Source organism: Streptomyces sp. NPDC043738, from assembly GCF_056436545.1.
On the sequence record NZ_JBWKCJ010000003.1, the window covers coordinates 39650 to 57009 of the forward strand.

Annotated in this window: 13 protein-coding genes; 4 read left to right on the plus strand and 9 right to left on the minus strand. The window is 69.6% G+C overall.

Annotated elements, in window-relative coordinates:
* Positions 1 to 513: 513 nt before the first annotated feature.
* Positions 514 to 2103, minus strand: coding sequence for an MDR family MFS transporter (locus tag AC0680_RS05545; RefSeq protein ID WP_478625180.1), 1590 nt, complete (start codon positions 2101 to 2103; stop codon positions 514 to 516).
* Between the two features lie 142 nt (positions 2104 to 2245).
* On the opposite strand from AC0680_RS05545, the gene AC0680_RS05550 reads away from it, so the two are divergent.
* Positions 2246 to 2860 carry a TetR/AcrR family transcriptional regulator gene (locus AC0680_RS05550; protein ID WP_384428115.1) on the plus strand — a complete coding sequence of 205 codons (615 nt, stop codon included), beginning with the start codon at positions 2246 to 2248 and terminating at the stop codon, positions 2858 to 2860.
* Here the strand turns inward: AC0680_RS05550 and AC0680_RS05555 are convergent.
* A complete protein-coding gene (locus AC0680_RS05555; protein ID WP_478625183.1) occupies positions 2842 to 3534 on the minus strand; it encodes a M23 family metallopeptidase in 693 nt (230 codons plus the stop codon). The two genes, AC0680_RS05550 and AC0680_RS05555, sit on opposite strands and share 19 nt — an antisense overlap.
* Before the next feature lie 574 nt (positions 3535 to 4108).
* Here AC0680_RS05555 and AC0680_RS05560 point away from each other — a divergent pair.
* Both AC0680_RS05560 and AC0680_RS05565 read left to right on the plus strand, forming a co-directional pair.
* Entirely contained in the window at positions 4109 to 7351 is a 3243-nt protein-coding gene (locus AC0680_RS05560) for an NACHT domain-containing protein (protein WP_478625186.1), read from the plus strand.
* Positions 7352 to 7407: 56 nt separating this feature from the next.
* Positions 7408 to 9978, plus strand: a complete 2571-nt coding sequence (locus AC0680_RS05565; protein ID WP_478625188.1) for an NACHT domain-containing protein — start codon at positions 7408 to 7410, stop codon at positions 9976 to 9978.
* 226 nt (positions 9979 to 10204) lie between these two features.
* Here the strand turns inward: AC0680_RS05565 and AC0680_RS05570 are convergent, their stop codons facing one another.
* Entirely contained in the window at positions 10205 to 12730 is a 2526-nt protein-coding gene (locus AC0680_RS05570; protein WP_468984018.1) for an ATP-dependent Clp protease ATP-binding subunit, read from the minus strand.
* A gap of 498 nt (positions 12731 to 13228) precedes the next feature.
* Between AC0680_RS05570 and AC0680_RS05575 the strand changes: the two genes are divergently transcribed.
* Positions 13229 to 13918 carry an SCO3374 family protein gene (locus AC0680_RS05575; protein ID WP_478625192.1) on the plus strand — a complete coding sequence of 230 codons (690 nt, stop codon included), beginning with the start codon at positions 13229 to 13231 and terminating at the stop codon, positions 13916 to 13918.
* Here AC0680_RS05575 and AC0680_RS05580 read toward each other — a convergent pair.
* The 6 genes from AC0680_RS05580 to AC0680_RS05605 all read right to left on the minus strand — a co-directional run bounded on the left by AC0680_RS05580 (position 13849) and on the right by AC0680_RS05605 (position 17356).
* A complete protein-coding gene (locus AC0680_RS05580; RefSeq protein WP_384428204.1) occupies positions 13849 to 14184 on the minus strand; it encodes a histone-like nucleoid-structuring protein Lsr2 in 336 nt (111 codons plus the stop codon). The genes AC0680_RS05575 and AC0680_RS05580 overlap by 70 nt on opposite strands.
* Positions 14185 to 14340: 156 nt before the next feature.
* Positions 14341 to 14859 carry an amino-acid N-acetyltransferase gene (locus AC0680_RS05585; protein ID WP_478625194.1) on the minus strand — a complete coding sequence of 173 codons (519 nt, stop codon included), beginning with the start codon at positions 14857 to 14859 and terminating at the stop codon, positions 14341 to 14343.
* 9 nt (positions 14860 to 14868) lie between these two features.
* Positions 14869 to 15366, minus strand: coding sequence for a BlaI/MecI/CopY family transcriptional regulator (locus tag AC0680_RS05590; RefSeq protein ID WP_478625712.1), 498 nt, complete (start codon positions 15364 to 15366; stop codon positions 14869 to 14871).
* A 190-nt stretch (positions 15367 to 15556) separates the two neighbouring features.
* Positions 15557 to 15733, minus strand: coding sequence for a hypothetical protein (locus tag AC0680_RS05595; RefSeq protein ID WP_468984011.1), 177 nt, complete (start codon positions 15731 to 15733; stop codon positions 15557 to 15559).
* A 62-nt stretch (positions 15734 to 15795) separates the two neighbouring features.
* A complete protein-coding gene (locus AC0680_RS05600; RefSeq protein WP_478625196.1) occupies positions 15796 to 16443 on the minus strand; it encodes a hypothetical protein in 648 nt (215 codons plus the stop codon).
* 115 nt (positions 16444 to 16558) lie between these two features.
* The gene (locus AC0680_RS05605) at positions 16559 to 17356 is read right to left on the minus strand and encodes a type III pantothenate kinase (RefSeq protein WP_384428101.1); all 798 of its coding nucleotides are present in this window, start codon (positions 17354 to 17356) and stop codon (positions 16559 to 16561) included.
* Positions 17357 to 17360 lie beyond the last annotated feature (4 nt).

Here is a 17360-nt window from a genome sequence, read left to right on the forward strand (position 1 = left end):
TTGTTTTGTTATTGTTTGTATGTGGTTGCTTTCCTTTCCATCCGCTCCCTCCCCCCCCCCCCCCCCCCCCCCCCCCCCCCCCCCCCCCCCCCCCCCCCCCCCCCCCCCAGGACCGCCCCCTCCCGTGAGTGGGTGGAAAAAAACCGTGGGGGCGGATGTCAGCCTTCGTGTGCCGGTAGCCGACGGAAGGGGCCCGCCCCCACCGACCGCTCTTCCCACCCACCCACGGGAGGGGACAGACCGTAGGACGAAGTCCGTAGGGCTGTCACCGCACCCGACACACAACCGCCCGCCGCAGGCGCAACGGGGACAAGGCGCCACGGCGGGAAAGCCGGAAACGCCACGCCCGCCGCCAGGCGCAACGGCGAACAACCACCACGGCGGGAAAGCCAAAAACGTGGGAGGCGGGCCAAGCGCAGCGAAACGGCGCCGCACCGGCACACCCACCCCCCGCCGTAGGCGGAACGGTGAGCAACCGGCACGGCGCCGCAGACGACGACGTGGGATGCGAACCTACTTCGTCTTCGCGGGGCCCCCGCGCAGCGGAACCTCCTTGAGGAACCAGGCGGCGGCGAAGCCGATGATGCTGACGGCGGCGCCCCACAGGAAGACGTGGTGGGTGCCGGTGGAGACCGCGTGCGCGTAGGCGTCCTTGATCATCGGCGGGAGCTCGGCGAGGCCCTTGGGGTCCATCTGGGCTCCGCCGCTGGTGATCTTCTCGCCGGCGGCCTTGCCGAGCCGCTCGACCATCGTGGAGTTCACCTGGTGGGTGAAGATCGCGCCGAAGATCGCGACGCCGAAGGAGCCGCCGATCGTGCGGAAGAGGGTGGCGGACGAGGAGCCGACGCCCATGTCCTTCATCTCGACGCTGTTCTGCGCGATCAGCATCGTGGTCTGCATCAGGAAGCCCATGCCGGCGCCGAGCACCGCCATGTAGACGCCGGAGGTGAAGCGGGTGGTGTCGGTGTCCATCAGGGACAGCAGCGCCAGGCCGGCGGTGATCAGGCCGCCGCCGACGACGACGAAGACCTTGTACTTGCCGCTGGCGGTGGTGACCCGGCCAGCGAACAGGGAGACGACCATCATCGCGAGCAGCATCGGCAGCAGCAGCAGGCCGGAGTTGGTGGCCGAGGCGCCCTGCACGGTCTGCTGGAACAGCGGCAGGAACGTCATCGAGCCGAACATCACGAAGCCGACCAGGAAGCCGATGAGCGTGACGAGCGAGAAGTTGCCGTTGCGGAAGATGTGCAGCGGCAGCACCGGCTCGCTGACCTTGCGCTCGACCAGGACGAAGGCGAGGAGCGCGAGGACGCCGAGGACGCCGAGGCCGATGATCTGGGTGGACAGCCAGTCGTACTCGGTGCCGCCCCAGGTGGTGATCAGGACCAGCGCGGTGATGCCGATGGTGAGCAGCGCGGCGCCCACGTAGTCGATGCGGGTCTGCGACCGCTTCTTGGGCAGGTGCAGCACGGCGGTCACCATGACCAGGGCGATCGCGCCGAGCGGGAGGTTGATGTAGAAGCTCCAGCGCCAGCCGAGGTGGTCGGTGATGGTGCCGCCGACCAGCGGTCCGCCGATCATCGCGACGGCCATGACGCCGGCCATCATGCCCTGGTACTTGCCGCGTTCCCGCGGCGGGATCAGGTCGCCGATGATCGCCATGACGCCGACCATGAGTCCGCCCGCGCCCAGGCCCTGGACGGCGCGGAAGCCGATGAGCTGGCCCATGTCCTGGGCCATGCCGGAGAGCGCCGAGCCGAGCAGGAAGATGGCTATGGACGTGAGGAAGACGCCCTTGCGTCCGTACATGTCGCCGAGCTTGCCCCAGATGGGCGTCGAGGCGGCGGTGGCGAGGGTGTACGCGGTGACCACCCAGGACAGGTGGCTCATGCCGCCCAGCTCGCCGACGATGGTCGGCATCGCGGTGCCGACGATCATGTTGTCCAGCATCGCGAGCAGCATCGCGATCATCAGCGCGAAGAGCACGACCCGTACGCTCGCCGGCTGCTTATCCGTCCCCGTGCTCTGCGCGGACTCGGGTCGTTCCTCGACCGCGGTCTGCTGTCTTTCCCCCGTCGGGGTCGCAGCCTGCGACTTCCCCATTACTTCACTCCTACTTACTTGCCGCCCGGCTAGTTCGTTACAGTGATGAAGGTAGGCGGGCAACTAGCCGGGCGTCAAGTAAGTTTCCTTGGCGCCCACCCGGGCAGCCCTCTGACCAGTACCGACGACGCAGGAGAGCAGCATGAGCACACCGCAGGCGCGCAGGGGAAACACCCGCCAGCGCATTCAGGACGTCGCTCTGGAGCTGTTCTCCGAGCAGGGCTACGAGAAGACCTCGCTGCGCGAGATCGCGGAGAAGCTGGAAGTCACCAAGGCGGCGCTGTACTACCACTTCAAGACCAAGGAAGACATCGTCATCAGTCTGTTCCAGGACCTGACCAGCCCGATCGACGAGCTGATCGTCTGGGCCCAGGAGCAGCCGCGCACCCTGGAGACCAAGCACGAGCTGATCCGCCGCTACAGCGAGTCCCTGCGCGCGGCCGAGCCGCTCTTCCGCTTCATGCAGGAGAACCAGGCCGCGGTGCGGGACCTGAGCATCGGCGAACGGTTCAAGGAGCGGATGCTGACCCTCTTCGGTCTGCTGAAGGAGCCCGATTCCGAGCTGTCGGATCAGGTGCGCTGCATCACGGCACTGTTCTCCATGCACGCGGGCATGTTCGCGATGCAGAACGTCGAAGGCGACCCCGAGGAGAAGCGCAAGGCCATCCTCGAGGTCGCCACAGAACTGGTCACGGCGGCCAACCCGCCGAACCGCCGGCCAGTCCGGCCGGACTCAGCTCAGACGGAAGCGCCGTGAGCCCGCAGGAATCCGGTCGGCTCGATGCCCGTCCCGTAGTTGGGACCGGTACGGACCTCGAAGTGCAGGTGGGGGCCGGTGGAGTTGCCGGTGCTGCCGGACAGGCCGATCAGCTGGCCGGTGCCGACCCGCTCGCCGGGCTGGACCTTGATCTGTGACAGGTGCGCGTACTGGGTGTACATGCCGTTGTCGTGACGGATCACGATGGCGTTGCCGTACGCCGGGCCGTCGCCGCCGCCCCAGGGGCCGGCCTTGACGACGGTGCCCTTGTGGACGGACTTCACGGCGGTGCCGGTCGGCACGACGAAGTCCTGACCACTGTGGTTGTGCGACCAGTGGCTGCCGGCCAGGCCGAAGGTCGAGCCGAGGGTGTACTTCTCCACCGGCTTGCCCCAGGCGTTCGCCTTCTTGGCGGCGTCCTTCTTGGCCTTTGCCGCCTTCGCGGCCTTGGCGACCTTGGCCGCCTTGGCGTCGGCGGCGGCCTTGGCCTGCGCGTCGGCCTGGGCGGAGACGGTCTTGCCGACGCCCGAGGTGAGGCCCAGCAGGCCGCCGTCGGCGGCGGAGGCGACACCGGCGCCGAGCGCGGCGGTCACACCGATACCGGCGGCGACAACGGCGACGCGGTTACGCAGGACGGACTTCTTCGAATTACGTATGGCGGTGAACTTCGACATGCGGGTTTACCCTCCGGAATTTGATTGGTTTCCCGGCTGCGGACCGGGATCGCCATTCCTTGGTAACCCGCCCGAACCATCCCGCCAAGGGGGCTTTCTACTAACCCGCCCCGTATTGGGCAGCGTGTGCTTCAGGCCCTTGCGCCGCCGATGATCGATCGAACGAAACCCTCTAAACAGGCCCATTTCGGGCATGCTCGATGCCTGCCATACCCGCCCTGATCAGGCTTTTTACCCGTACGTGGCAGGGGTGGTGCGCCGCTCGCCCCGCTCGCCGGCCGGCACCCCCGCGCCGGAGCCCGAAATCCCCCGCACCCCGGCGCCGCACTTCCCCTAATACTTTTAGTAGGCCCCATATCGCCTGTGCGTCATGTCACGCCCGGGCGAGATCAAATGCCTTTTCCGTGTGACCCGGGTTACTCGGATATTTGTGACGTGGGTTACCCGGGCCCGTCGGACACGCCCTTCGGGAGCCGACGGAATGCCGAATTCCGTGACCGCCGCCACACCTTTTCCCGCTAATGTGGCCCGACGGCGTGAGCACCGGCCGCGGGGGGGGAGGGCACAGCGCACGATGGACCCGTCAGCAGTGGGCGTCCGGCTCGCCTCCGGCGTGGTGGCACCGCTGGTCCGGAAGCTGTTCGTCAAGGAGGGGCCGGGCGCCGGCTTGACCGCGGCACCCGTACGGCTCTCGGCGCTGGTGTCCTTCAAGGGCGAGCAGCGGACGCTGTCCGACAAGGACCTGCGCCGCCTCGCCGCGGAGCTGGTGGACCGCGCCGTCCGCGCCGCCGGCCCCGGCGAGCGCCCGGTCGGCGAGGACGAGCAGCAGGCCGTGGCCGACGCCCTCGCCACCACGCTGCGCGGCCTCGGCGACCTCGACATGGACGACGTACAGGCCGTGCGGCTGGGCTCCACCGCCCTGGCCGAACGCCTGGAGGCGGCCGCCCCGCACGCCGTCCGCGGCCTGTCCCGGGACGCCGAGCTGCTGCACGGCACCCTGCTCGGCACCGCCTGCCTGCACATCGTCCACTTCTTCAGCCGGCGCTCGACCTTCGTCGCCCGCACCCTGGTCCAGCAGAGCCGCAGCCTGGACGACCTGATCACGGTGATCGACGAGTTCCTCGCCCGGTACCCCTCGCAGCCGGCGTCGGACACCGCCTTCGAACGCAGCTACCTCGCCTACGTGGCGCGCAAGCACGGCCGGCTCACCATCTACGGCATCGACCTGGCCGACTCCCCGGACCGGTGGCCGCTGGACGCGGCGTACATGAGCCTGGAGGCGACGGCGTCGGGCGCGCCCGAGGTGAACCCCCTCGGCGGCCCCTGGGCCGAGGACGATCTCCCGCCGCCCGGCCCGTCCGCCCCCGTCCCCGCCGACCAGGCCCTGGCCGGCCGCGACCGGGTCCTGCTGCGCGGCGTCGCGGGCTCCGGCAAGAGCACCCTGGTCCAGTGGCTGGCCGTCTCCTGCACCAAACCCCCGGCCCAGGCGCCCCTCCCCCACCTCTACGGCCGCATCCCCTTCGTCCTCCCGCTGCGCACCCTGACCCGCGACGGCGCGCCCCTGCCCACGCCGGACCGCTTCCTCGCCGCCGTCGGCTGCCCGGTCTCCGGGTCGCAGCCCGGTGGCTGGGCCGACCGCGTCCTGTCCTCCGGGCGGGCGCTCCTCCTCGTCGACGGCCTGGACGAGATCCCCGACCGCGAGCGCGAGCAGGCCCGCCGCTGGCTGCGCGATCTGCTCGACGCCTTCCCGGACAACCGGTGGCTGGTCACCACCCGCCCCTCCGCCGTACGCGACGACTGGCTGGCCTCCGACGGCTTCGGCGAGCTGACGCTGTCCCCCATGCGCGGCGCCGAGGTCGCCGCGTTCATCGGCCGCTGGCACGACGCGGCCCGCTGCGACGCCGAGGACACCGAACGCCTCGACGCCTACCGGCAGTCCCTGCTGGCCGCCGTCCACACCAAGCAGGACCTCGCGCGCCTGGCCACCAATCCCCTCATGTGCGGGCTGATCTGCGCGCTGCACCGCGACCGCCGCGGCTATCTGCCCACCGGCCGCAAGGAGCTGTACGACGCGGCGCTGTCGATGCTGCTCTCCCGCCGCGACCGCGAACGCGACATGGCCGCCCCCACGGGCATCGAGCTGAGCGACGAGCCGCAGATCCAACTGCTGCAGCGGCTGGCGTACTGGCTCATCCGCAACGGCCGTACGGAGCTGGACCGGGAGCGGGCGGAGCGGATCGTCGGCGATGCGCTGCCGGCGGTTCCGGCGGCGGCGGAGCAGGGCTCGGCACCGGACGTCCTGCGGCATCTGCTGCTGCGCAGCGGGCTGCTGCGCGAGCCCGCGCCGGGCTCGGTCGAATTCGTCCACCGCACGTTCCAGGACTACCTGGGGGCGAAGGCGGCGGTCGAGGACGGGGACTTCGGGCTGCTGGTGGGGCACGCGGAGGACTCCCAGTGGGAGGACGTGCTGCGGATGGCGGTGGCCCACGCCCGGCCGCGTGAACGGGCGGACTTCTTACGCGGGTTGATCGCCCGCGCCGACGGCGCCGGGAGCGACACCGCCCGCCTGCGCATCCACCTCCTGGCCATGGCATGCCTGGAGCACGCCACGGAGCTCGATCCGCGCGTACGTCAGGAGGTCAACGAACGGGCTCGGGCGATTCTGCCGCCCCGCAGCTTCGAGGAGTCGAGGATGCTCGCGGGAGTGGGGCCGTTCGTGCTGGAGCTGCTGCCCGGCCCGGACGGGCTGGCGGACGACGAGGCGCAGGAGGTGGTGGTGACCGCCTCGCTCATCGGCTCGGATGCGGCGCTGGAGGTCATGAAGCGCTTCCGGGCGCACCCCTCGACGGAAATCGGGCACCAGCTTGCGGTTGCGTGGCCTGGATACGACACGGACCAGTACGCCCAGGAGATCATCCGGCACCTCGGCCCCAAGGTGACCGTCACCGTTACTTCTCGTTCCGAACTGCGCGCGCTCAGCGCACTCGGTGGTCGCCCCCGGGTCTCCGTGAACGGTCCCTTCACAGCACGGGAACTGCTCGACGCACTGCGGCCCGAGTCCGTCACAAGCCTGTCCCTCATGGGGAACCCAGAGATCACCGACCTCGCTTTCCTCCACGAGTTCCCCGCACTGGAGTGGCTGCAGCTCTGGGACTGTCCCTCCGTCGAAAGCGTCGCTCCACTCGCGGACCATGGCGTCCACACACTGAGCATCTCCGGGCCACCCGACAAAGACGTGCGCACTCCGCACGGACTCAGCCTCCTGCGTCACACACGCGACTTGTTCCTCCACTCAGCGCTCCCGCCGGAAGGCTTGGCCGCACTCCCCGCAGCAGCCCCGTTGAGGCACCTGACTCTCGGTCAGCCGATCGGGGCGGAATTCACCGACCTGGCGTCCTGGCCCCACCTGCGCAGCGTCCACATGCACCGCATCACAGACGACTTCGCCGAGGACCAGTGGGAGGCACTGGCCGCACTGAGCGAACTGGAGGCGTTCTCGTTCGGCTCGGCAGACGAAGACATCACGCTGCGCATACCTCGCGGTCTCCGGCTTCCCCAAGTGAAGACGCTGAGCATCCTCAACTCGTCGCGTCACCCGGCGACGCACTTGAGAAACGTGCTGGACTCGGCCCTCCCGGCCTTCCCCGGCGTCAACAAGCTCCAGCTCTACGGGATGATCGACGCCGAATTCACCCTGCCCTCTTTGGCGTCCCTGCCCGACCTCAAAGAGGTCTACCTCTCCTACCTCCGTCCCGCCCCCGGCCACCCCCTCCCTCCCCGTATCAAACTGACTGTCTTCCCGCGCCCCCGCACGTAGGCTGGAGGGCATTCCTCAACCGCCCGGCCCAGCACCGCAGTTACGGGAAGCAGCCCATGGATCCCTCCGCCCTTGCCGCCCGCCTGGCGCCGCGCGCCGTCGACCCGCTGATCCGCAGGCTCTTGCGCACCGACGAGCCGGCCGCCGAGCCGGCCGACCGGCCGGTGCGGATCTCCCGCTTGGTCTCCTTCGCCGGCGAGAAGCCGGCTTTGACAGGGCGTGAGCTGACGGGCATCGCGGCGGCGCTGGTCGAGCTGGCGACCGGCGGGGAGGAGCCGGCCCTGGTCACGGCCCTGGCCCGCAGCCTCCGGGCGCTCGCCGACATCGAGATGGACGACGTCGACGCGGCCCGGCTGCTGCCCGCCGAGTTCGCCCGCCGGCTGTGCGAGGCCGTGCCGGGCGTCACCGCGTCCCTGACCGGCGACGCCGCCCGGACGCACGGCCTCCTCATGGACGTCGCGGCCCTGCACATCCTGCACTTCCTCGCCCAGCGCTCGACGTACGTCGCCCACACCCTCGTCGAGCAGACCCGTACCCTCGCCGAGCTGGTCCACGGGCAGCGCGCCGACGTCCCGCCACCGGCCCGCGGCGACCGGGCCGCCGAGGACGCCGCCTTCGAGGCGCGCTACGCCCAGGACACCGCCGCGCTGCACAACCACCTCACGATCTTCGGCATCGACCTCGCCCACTCCCCCGACAGCTGGCCGCTGGACGCCGCCTATCTGGGGCTGCAGTGCGAGTCCGGCTCGCCGGACGGCGGCGAGGGCGCCGATCAGGACGACCCTCCGCTCCCCGCCGAGCAGGCGCTGTCCGGCCGCGACCGGGTCCTGGTGCGCGGGGTGGCCGGGTCCGGCAAGACGACGCTGCTGCAGTGGCTGGCCGTCGCCGCCGCCCGCGACGAGCTGCCCGAGGCGCTGGCGGCGCTGCGCGGCCGGGTCCCGTTCCTGCTGCCGGTGCGCCGCTTCGCCCGTGAGGGCCTGCCCTCCCCGGAGACGTTTCTGGGGGCCGTCGGCTACGGGGACGTCGAGGCGGCGCCGGACGGCTGGGCGCGGCGGGTGCTCGGCGCCGGGCGGGCGCTGCTGCTGGTCGACGGGCTCGACGAGGCCCCGGAGAGCGACCGCGAGCAGCTGCGCGGCAAGCTCGGCGAGTGGGCCGCCCGGTTCCCGGGGAACGTCTGGATCGTCACCTCCCGGCCGTCCGCGGTGCCCGCCGGCTGGCTCGCCGCGGAGGGGTTCGGCGAGGTGTCGCTGGCGCCGATGAGCCGGGAGGACGTGGCCGCGTTCATCCAGCGCTGGCACCGTGCGGCCGCCCAGCAGAAGCCGGCGGATCTCGACCGGCTCGGCCAATACGAGCGGACGCTGCTCAACGCCGTGCGCATCACCCGCGATCTGGGGCGGCTGGCGACCAATCCGCTGATGTGCGGGCTGCTGTGCGCCCTGCACCGCGATCGCCGCGGCTATCTGCCCAACGGCCGCAAGGAGCTCTACGACGCGGCGCTGTCGATGCTGCTGGAGCGGCGCGACCGGGAGCGGGCGATGGTCGCCACCGACGGTGTGGAGCTGACCCGGCAGCCCAAGATCCAGCTGTTGCAGAAGCTCGCCCACTGGATGCTGGTCAACGGCCGCTCGGAGATGGATCAGGCGACGGCCGTCGACACCCTGGCGCGGCATCTGCCCGCCATTCCGGACGCCGCCCGCCAGGGCGGCCCGCGGGAGGTGTTCCGGCATCTGCTGAACCGGACCGGGCTGCTGCGCGAGCCCACGCCCGGCACCGTCGACTTCGTGCACCGCACGTTCCAGGACTACCTCTCGGCCCGCGCCGTCGTTCAGCGGCACGACTTCGCCCTGCTGCTCGACCATGCGCACCATGACGACTGGGAGGACGTCATCCGGATGGCCGTGGCGCTGGCCCGCCCCGATGAGTGCGCGGCCCTGCTCGACGGGCTGCTCGCGCCGCATGCGGGCGTACGGGCCGCCGAGGCCCGGCACCGCAAGCTGCTGGCGGCGGCCTGTCTGGAGCACGCCACCGAGCTGGATCCGGCGGTGCGGGCGCGGGTGCGGCGTTTCACCCGCGACATGGTGCGTCCCAGCACTCCGTCGGCGGCCCGTGCCCTGGGCTGGATCGGGCCGATCGTGCTGGAGATGCTCCCCGACCCGGCCGAGGCCTCCGACAGTGAGGCGCATCTGCTCGCGATCACCGCCACCTCGATCGCGGATGATATGGCGATCGACTATCTGGTGGGGCTGCGTGAGCGGGCGCATCACGACATCCGGGCGCAGCTCGCCGGGGCCTGGCGCCGTTATGACACGGCCCGCTACGCCCGCGAGATCATCGCTCGTCTCGAACCGGCCGAGTTGTATTTCCCGGTCTGTGACCTGGAGGAACTGCATGCGCTGCGCCGGCTGGGCGGCCGTCCGCAGCTGCGGATCGACGGGTATTTCACCCCCGACCAGCTGATCGAGGGCATCGCTCCGGCCGAGGGCCTGACCCGGCTGTGGCTCGCCTACGACCTGGGGGGCTCCCTGGAGTGGCTGTCGGCCTTTCCGAATCTCGACACGCTCCGGATCGGCCGCCGTATTCCGCCGGTGAGCGGCGTTCCCGACGGTATTCGCATGGTGCGGATGTAGCGGGCGGCCGCGGGAGACGTAGGGCGCCGATACGTTTGGCGCATTCGGTGACCGAAAATAGCCCCTCGTGTGCATACGGGGCCGTTTTCTCCGCTCCGCAATCCCGCAGGACGGGAAAAGGAACTGCCCCGGAATCGTACGAAACGATTCCGGGGCAGTCCCTTATGTGCCCTATGTGCCCTTTGCCGGATAGGCGCTCGGGGCGCGATCCGGCTCAGGCGTTCTTTCAGGCGTCCTTGCTCAGGTTCGGGCCCGAGCCGCCGGCGGCGGACTCGATCGGCGGGGCGTCGGGCAGGGCCGACTTCTCCTCGCCGCGGAAGGTGAACTTGGCGCTGTCACCCTCGCCCTCGACGTCGACGACCACGATGTGGCCCGGACGCAGCTCGCTGAAGAGGATCTTCTCCGAGAGGGCGTCCTCGATCTCGCGCTGGATCGTGCGGCGCAGCGGACGGGCGCCGAGCACCGGGTCGTACCCGCGCTTGGCCAGCAGCGACTTGGCCTCGCCGCTGAGCTCGATGCCCATGTCGCGGTCCTTGAGCCGCTCGTCCACCTTGGCGATCATGAGGTCGACGATCTGGATGATGTCTTCCTCGGTCAGCTGGTGGAAGACGACGGTGTCGTCGACACGGTTGAGGAACTCGGGGCGGAAGTGCTGCTTGAGCTCTTCGTTGACCTTGTTCTTCATCCGCTCGTAGCTGGACTTGGTGTCGCCCTGGGCCGCGAAGCCGAGGTTGAAGCCCTTGGAGATGTCCCGCGTGCCGAGGTTGGTCGTCATGATGATGACCGTGTTCTTGAAGTCCACGACCCGGCCCTGGGAGTCGGTCAGACGACCGTCCTCCAGGATCTGCAGCAGCGAGTTGAAGATGTCCGGGTGGGCCTTCTCGACCTCGTCGAAGAGCACGACGGAGAACGGCTTGCGGCGCACCTTCTCGGTGAGCTGACCGCCCTCTTCGTAGCCGACATAGCCGGGAGGCGAGCCGAACAGCCGCGAGACCGTGTGCTTCTCGCTGAACTCCGACATGTCGAGGGAGATCAGCGCGTCCTCGTCGCCGAAGAGGAACTCCGCCAGCGTCTTGGACAGCTCGGTCTTACCGACACCGGACGGGCCGGCGAAGATGAACGAGCCACCGGGACGCTTGGGATCCTTCAGGCCGGCGCGGGTACGGCGGATGGCCTGGGAGAGCGCCTTGATGGCGTCCTTCTGGCCGATGACGCGCTTGTGGAGCTCGTCCTCCATGCGGAGCAGACGCGAGGACTCCTCCTCGGTGAGCTTGAAGACGGGGATGCCGGTGGCCGTGGCCAGGACCTCGGCGATCAGCTCCTCGTCCACCTCGGCGACGACGTCCATGTCGCCGGCCTTCCACTCCTTCTCCCGCTTCGCCTTCGCGGCCAGGAGCTGCTTCTCCTTGTCGCGCAGGCCCGCGGCCATCTCGAAGTCCTGCGAGTCGATCGCGGACTCCTTCTCCCGGCGCACATCGGCGATCTTCTCGTCGAATTCGCGCAGGTCCGGCGGTGCGGTCATGCGGCGGATCCGCATCCGGGAGCCGGCCTCGTCGATCAGGTCGATCGCCTTGTCCGGCAGGAAGCGGTCGGAGATGTAGCGGTCGGCGAGGGTGGCCGCGGCGACCAGCGCGGAGTCCGTGATGGACACGCGGTGGTGGGCCTCGTAGCGGTCCCGCAGACCCTTGAGGATCTCGATGGTGTGCGGCAGCGACGGCTCCGCGACCTGGATGGGCTGGAAGCGGCGCTCGAGGGCGGCGTCCTTCTCCAGGTGCTTGCGGTACTCGTCGAGCGTCGTGGCACCGATGGTCTGCAGCTCGCCTCGCGCCAGCATGGGCTTGAGGATGCTGGCGGCGTCGATCGCGCCCTCGGCGGCACCCGCACCCACCAGGGTGTGGAGCTCGTCGATGAACAGGATGATGTCGCCGCGGGTGCGGATCTCCTTGAGGACCTTCTTCAGGCGCTCTTCGAAGTCACCCCTGTAGCGGGAGCCGGCGACCAGGGCACCGAGGTCGAGGGTGTAGAGGTGCTTGTCCTTGAGGGTCTCGGGCACCTCGCCCTTGACGATGGCCTGCGCCAGGCCCTCGACGACCGCCGTCTTGCCGACGCCGGGCTCGCCGATGAGGACCGGGTTGTTCTTGGTGCGGCGCGACAGCACCTGCATGACGCGCTCGATTTCCTTCTCGCGCCCGATGACCGGGTCGAGCTTGGTCTCGCGAGCGGCCTGCGTGAGGTTGCGGCCGAACTGGTCCAGGACCAGGGAGGTCGAGGGCGTGCCCTCGGCGGGGCCGCCGGCGGTGGCGGCTTCCTTGCCCTGGTAGCCGGAGAGCAGCTGGATGACCTGCTGCCGCACCCGGTTGAGATCGGCGCCCAGCTTCACCAGGACCTGGGCTGCGACGCCCTCGCCCTCGCGGATCAGGCCGAGCAGGATGTGCTCGGTGCCGATGTAGTTGTGGCCGAGCTGGAGGGCCTCGCGGAGCGACAGCTCCAGGACCTTCTTGGCACGGGGAGTGAAGGGGATGTGACCGGACGGAGCCTGCTGGCCCTGCCCGATGATCTCCTCCACCTGCTGGCGGACCGCCTCGAGCGAAATCCCGAGGCTCTCCAGGGCCTTAGCGGCGACACCCTCACCCTCGTGGATCAGGCCCAGGAGGATGTGCTCGGTGCCGATGTAGTTGTGGTTGAGCATCCGGGCTTCTTCCTGAGCCAGGACGACAACCCGCCGCGCACGGTCGGTGAACCTCTCGAACATCGTTAATCGCTCCTCAGAGCGGTCAGGCAGTTAGGGGTCGGTCCCCTCCCTGTCCTTCCGCATGCTAGTCCCGCGGGGCGGGACAGCTCATTCCAACTGCCGACACCCGTCCGGATCACCCCCGCTCCGGCGGGGAAATTTACTGCCGAACAGCTGACATCTGCTCCAACTCGATGGTGCGAGACGATGTTCCCGCAGGCCAGGCATATACGCCCTTGGCCACTACGCCCGTGGCGAACGCGCCGCTGTGCGACACGCCGCCCACATCCCGCCATCGGCCGGGTCGAGGCGCCTCGTGCGCCGGTCACACCGTCTCTTCCCACTGAGACTGTCTTACCCGCTGCCACTGACACTCCATGCGGCGCGGGCCGCTTCCATCCGCTACGGGCGAACATCCGCGCGCCACCGAATGCCCCGCCACGCCTCTTCCGTGAATACGTTCCGTCCCCGTATCCCTACCCAGCGTAACTTCCCGGGTGGCGGGCAGTTGCACCGGGCATGCCCCGCGTGCTTCCGCGCCCCCGCAGCCCTCTCGACCACGTCCGCAGCTGGTACGAGGACGAGCTGGGCTGGCCGACCACCGGATCCGAGCCGGTCGAGCTGCTGACGGGGCTGCGCTTCGACGTCCTGGAGATGCCGGCCGACGCGGGCCGGGCCGTCCTGCGGCGCTGGCCGCGCACCGGTCCGGTGGCGCTCCTGCGGGCCGCAGGCGACGGGAAGCAGCCGTCTGATCGGCCGAAATTGCTCATGCTCATCGCGGCCGGCGGTGCCGAGGAACTCCCGGGAATCCTGGAATGGCTGGAGTGGGGTTCCCTCGCCTCGGATCTCACGGCGCGAGGAGCCGGGGGCCGGATGCCGGCACCGCCGTTCCCCACTGGCACGTCACCGGCATCGCCGCCCCGCGGATTCGGCGCGCGGGAGGCCGCGGGATGGGTGCGACCTCCCCGGCCCGGGTACGAGGCGGAGAATTCCCTGCCCACCACGGGGCTCGGGACAGGAATCGGGGACGGTGGGGGCGCCCCCGACCTCGTACGACTCGTGAGCGCGGCGGCGACACAGTGCCACCGTGCCCGGTTGTTGCGTGCTGGTAATGCCCAATCGGACCGCGCCTACGGCGATCAGCCGTTGGCCTTCTCGAATGCCTCGCGAATGTCGGCGGGGACACGGCCGCGGTCATTGACGTTGTAGCCGTTCTCCTTCGCCCAGGCGCGGATCTTCGCGGTGTCCTGGCTGGCGCCGGAAGCCACCGCACGCGCCTTGCCGCGACCCGCAGAACGCCCGCCGGTACGGCGACCGGCCTTCACGAACTCCGCGAGCGACTCACGCAGCTTCTGCGCGTTGGTGTCGGAGAGGTCGATCTCGTAGGACTTGCCGTCGAGAGCGAACGTGACCGTCTCCTCCGCCTCGCCGCCGTCGAGGTCGTCGACAAGAAGAACCTGAACCTTCTGTGCCACCGGTTTCCCTTTCATCGAATGCGGATTACGACGGAAAGCAAACCGCTTTTCCGGGAAAAACACAAACCCTTGGGTAGGGTTCACTTGCCCGCAGACCGGGGAACACATGCTTCCGTAGCCATGAGATAGGGGAGCGATTCGGACATAGAACACTCATCACAGGTGCAGAAGCATCCGGCTGTTACCCAGGGTGTTGGGCTTCACTCGTTCGAGGCCGAGGAACTCGGCAACGCCCTCGTCATAGGAACGCAGCAGCTCGCTGTAGACATCACCGTCTACGGGAGCCTCGCCGATCTCCACGAAGCCGTGCTTGCCGAAGAACTCGACTTCGAAGGTGAGACAGAAAATGCGCCGCACTCCCAGCCAGCTGGCGGTGCGCAACAGCTTGTCGAGCACTTGGTGGCCGACGCCGGAGCCCTTCAGCTGCGGGTCCACGGCCAGGGTGCGGACCTCGGCCAGGTCTTCCCACATGACGTGGAGTGCGCCGCAGCCGACGACCTCGCCGTCTTCGTCGCGCTCGGCGACCCAGAACTCCTGGATGTCCTCGTAAAGCGTGACGGTGGCTTTGTCGAGCAGGATCCCGTCGCGTGAGTAGGAGTCGATGAGACGGCGTACGGCCGGCACATCGCTGGTCCTGGCGCGGCGAACGGTGAGGCCTTTTGAATGCGGAGGCATGCCGGGACGCTATCGCCCCTTGCCGCCCGCGCCCGCCCCGGGTTCATCCCCTTCGGAGGATCCGCCTTCCCCGTCGGCTTCCGGCGCGGCTTGTGCTCCGCCTTCTTCGGCCGGCGCGGGCCGCGGAGCCGCTTCCACCTGTTGTTCCGTGCCTTCTGCGGCTTCCGGGTCTTCGGCCGGTTCGTCGGCCTGCACCATCCGTACGGCATCGCGCAGGGCATGTCGCTGTTCCGGCGACATCATGCCGAAGAAGGCCACAAGAGCGGCCGCGGGGTTGTCACTGGCGGACCATGCCTCGTTCATCAGTGCGGCCGCGTAGGCGGCGCGAGTGGAGACCGCCTCATATCGATAGGCGCGGCCTTCTGCTTCGCGGCGCACCCAGCCCTTCTGATGGAGGTTGTCCAATACGGTCATGACCGTTGTGTAGGCGATCGACCGTTCCTTCTGCAGATCTTCCAGGACTTCTCGAACGGTGACCGGGCGGTTCCACTCCCAGACCCGCGTCATGACCGCGTCTTCCAGATCACCCAATGGTCTCGGCACACAAGAACAATAGTGGGAGATGTCGCGAATGCCCGTTGATCTCGTTGCGTTTGTGCCGTCCCGTGTGCCGGGCCGCAAAAAAGATGTACGGCCCGGGACGGTGGGTCCCGGGCCGTGACGGTGCGTGCGGGCCGCCAGAACGGCGGCGGGCGGTTCAGGCGCCGTGCGCGCTGGGCTCCCCGGCGGACTCGGCGCGGGCCAGTGCGGCGTCCACGGCGGCGTCCTCCTTGGACTTGTTCTCCCCGCCCTGGCTCTTGATGATCGTCACGATCAGGGCGGTGAAGGCCACGGCCATCACCACGGGCGGGAGCAGCGCTGCGACGTAATCCATGGCGTATGGCCTCCCCATAGGGCGTAAGCAACCAAAAGCTACGCAGCCAGGGTACGCAGCGCTCAGGCGGTGCGGTTCTCGGGGGGCTGGGCGGGCTTGCGGCGCGGCGGGAAGACCTCGCCCGGGGTGGGGATCGGGCGGTCCGGGCGGGGGGCCTTGGGCCCCGGCGCCGGAGCGGGTGCCGGCTTCCGCTCGGGTTTGGGCTTTCGCGTCGGGTCCGGCTCGCCCCCGCTGCGGGGCCCTGAGCGGCCGCCTGGCAGCGCGCGGAGCCTGACCCGTACGGATTGTTCGGCGAGCCGCTCGCAGTGGCGCAGCAGGGCGCTGCGGCGTTCGTGCTCGGCGGCGCCGATGTGCCGGGTGCGCAGCGCGCGCAGGGCGGCGAGGTCGTCGGCATCGGGGGTGTACCCGGCCGCCAGGGCCTCCTTCAGGTGCGCGAGGTAGCCGGCGGCGGCGCCGGGCAGGGCTTCGCGGTAGCGGACGAGGTCGGCGAGCAGGAAGGCGCGCAGCCGTCCGCCTTCGCACACCGCCTCGTCGACCGCCTCGGCCAGCCGGAGGTATTCCCGGATGTCCTGCGGCCACTCCGGGTCGGGGGCGGCGGGCGGGGCGGCGCGGTCCGCCGTCTGGAGGGCATGGGCGAGGGCGCGACGGAGCACACGCAACTCATCGGCGCTGAACGCCATGCCGCCGCGGGTTCCGTTTGGCATTGGCATATGGCGACTTTACGACCGTTTTCGACAAAAGCCGCTTAATTCGTGAACGGTGGCGCGGCAGCGAGCCGCACCACGGTTCACCGGCCGGTGTTCCGGCCCGCGGCTGCGGCCGTGCTCAGGACCGGGCGATGTTCCGCTCGTAGACCAGTCGCAGCCCGATGAGCGTGAGCCAGGGCTCGTGCGCGTCGATCACCGAGGACTCGCCGAGCACCATCGGCGCCAGCCCGCCGGTGGCGATCACGGTGACCTCGTCCGGGTCCTCGGCCAGTTCCCGCGCCATCCGCTGGACCACGCCGTCGACCTGGCCGGCGAAGCCGTAGAGGATGCCGGACTGCATCGCCTCGACGGTGTTCTTGCCGATGACGCTGCGCGGCCGGGCGAGTTCGATCTTGCGGAGCTGGGCGCCCTTGACGCCCAGCGCGTCCACGGAGATCTCGATGCCCGGCGCGATCACGCCGCCGACGTACTCGCCGCGCGCGCTGACCGCGTCGAAGGTGGTGGCCGTACCGAAGTCGACGACCACCGCGGGACCGCCGTAGAGCTCGACCGCCGCCAGGGCGTTGATGATGCGGTCGGCGCCGACCTCCTTGGGGTTGTCCATGAGGATCGGCACGCCCGTCTTGACGCCCGGCTCCACCAGGACGGCGGGCACATCGCCGTAGTAGCGGCGGGTGACCTCGCGCAGCTCGTGCAGGACGGAGGGCACCGTGGAGCAGATGGCGATGCCCTCGATGCCGTCGCCCAGGTCGTCGCCGAGCAGCGGGTGCATGCCCATCAGGCCCTGGAGGAGGACGGCGAGCTCGTCGGCGGTGCGGCGGGCGTCGGTGGAGATCCGCCAGTGCTCGACGATCTCCTCGCCGTCGAAGAGGCCCAGAACGGTGTGGGTGTTGCCCACGTCAATGGTCAGCAGCATGGCG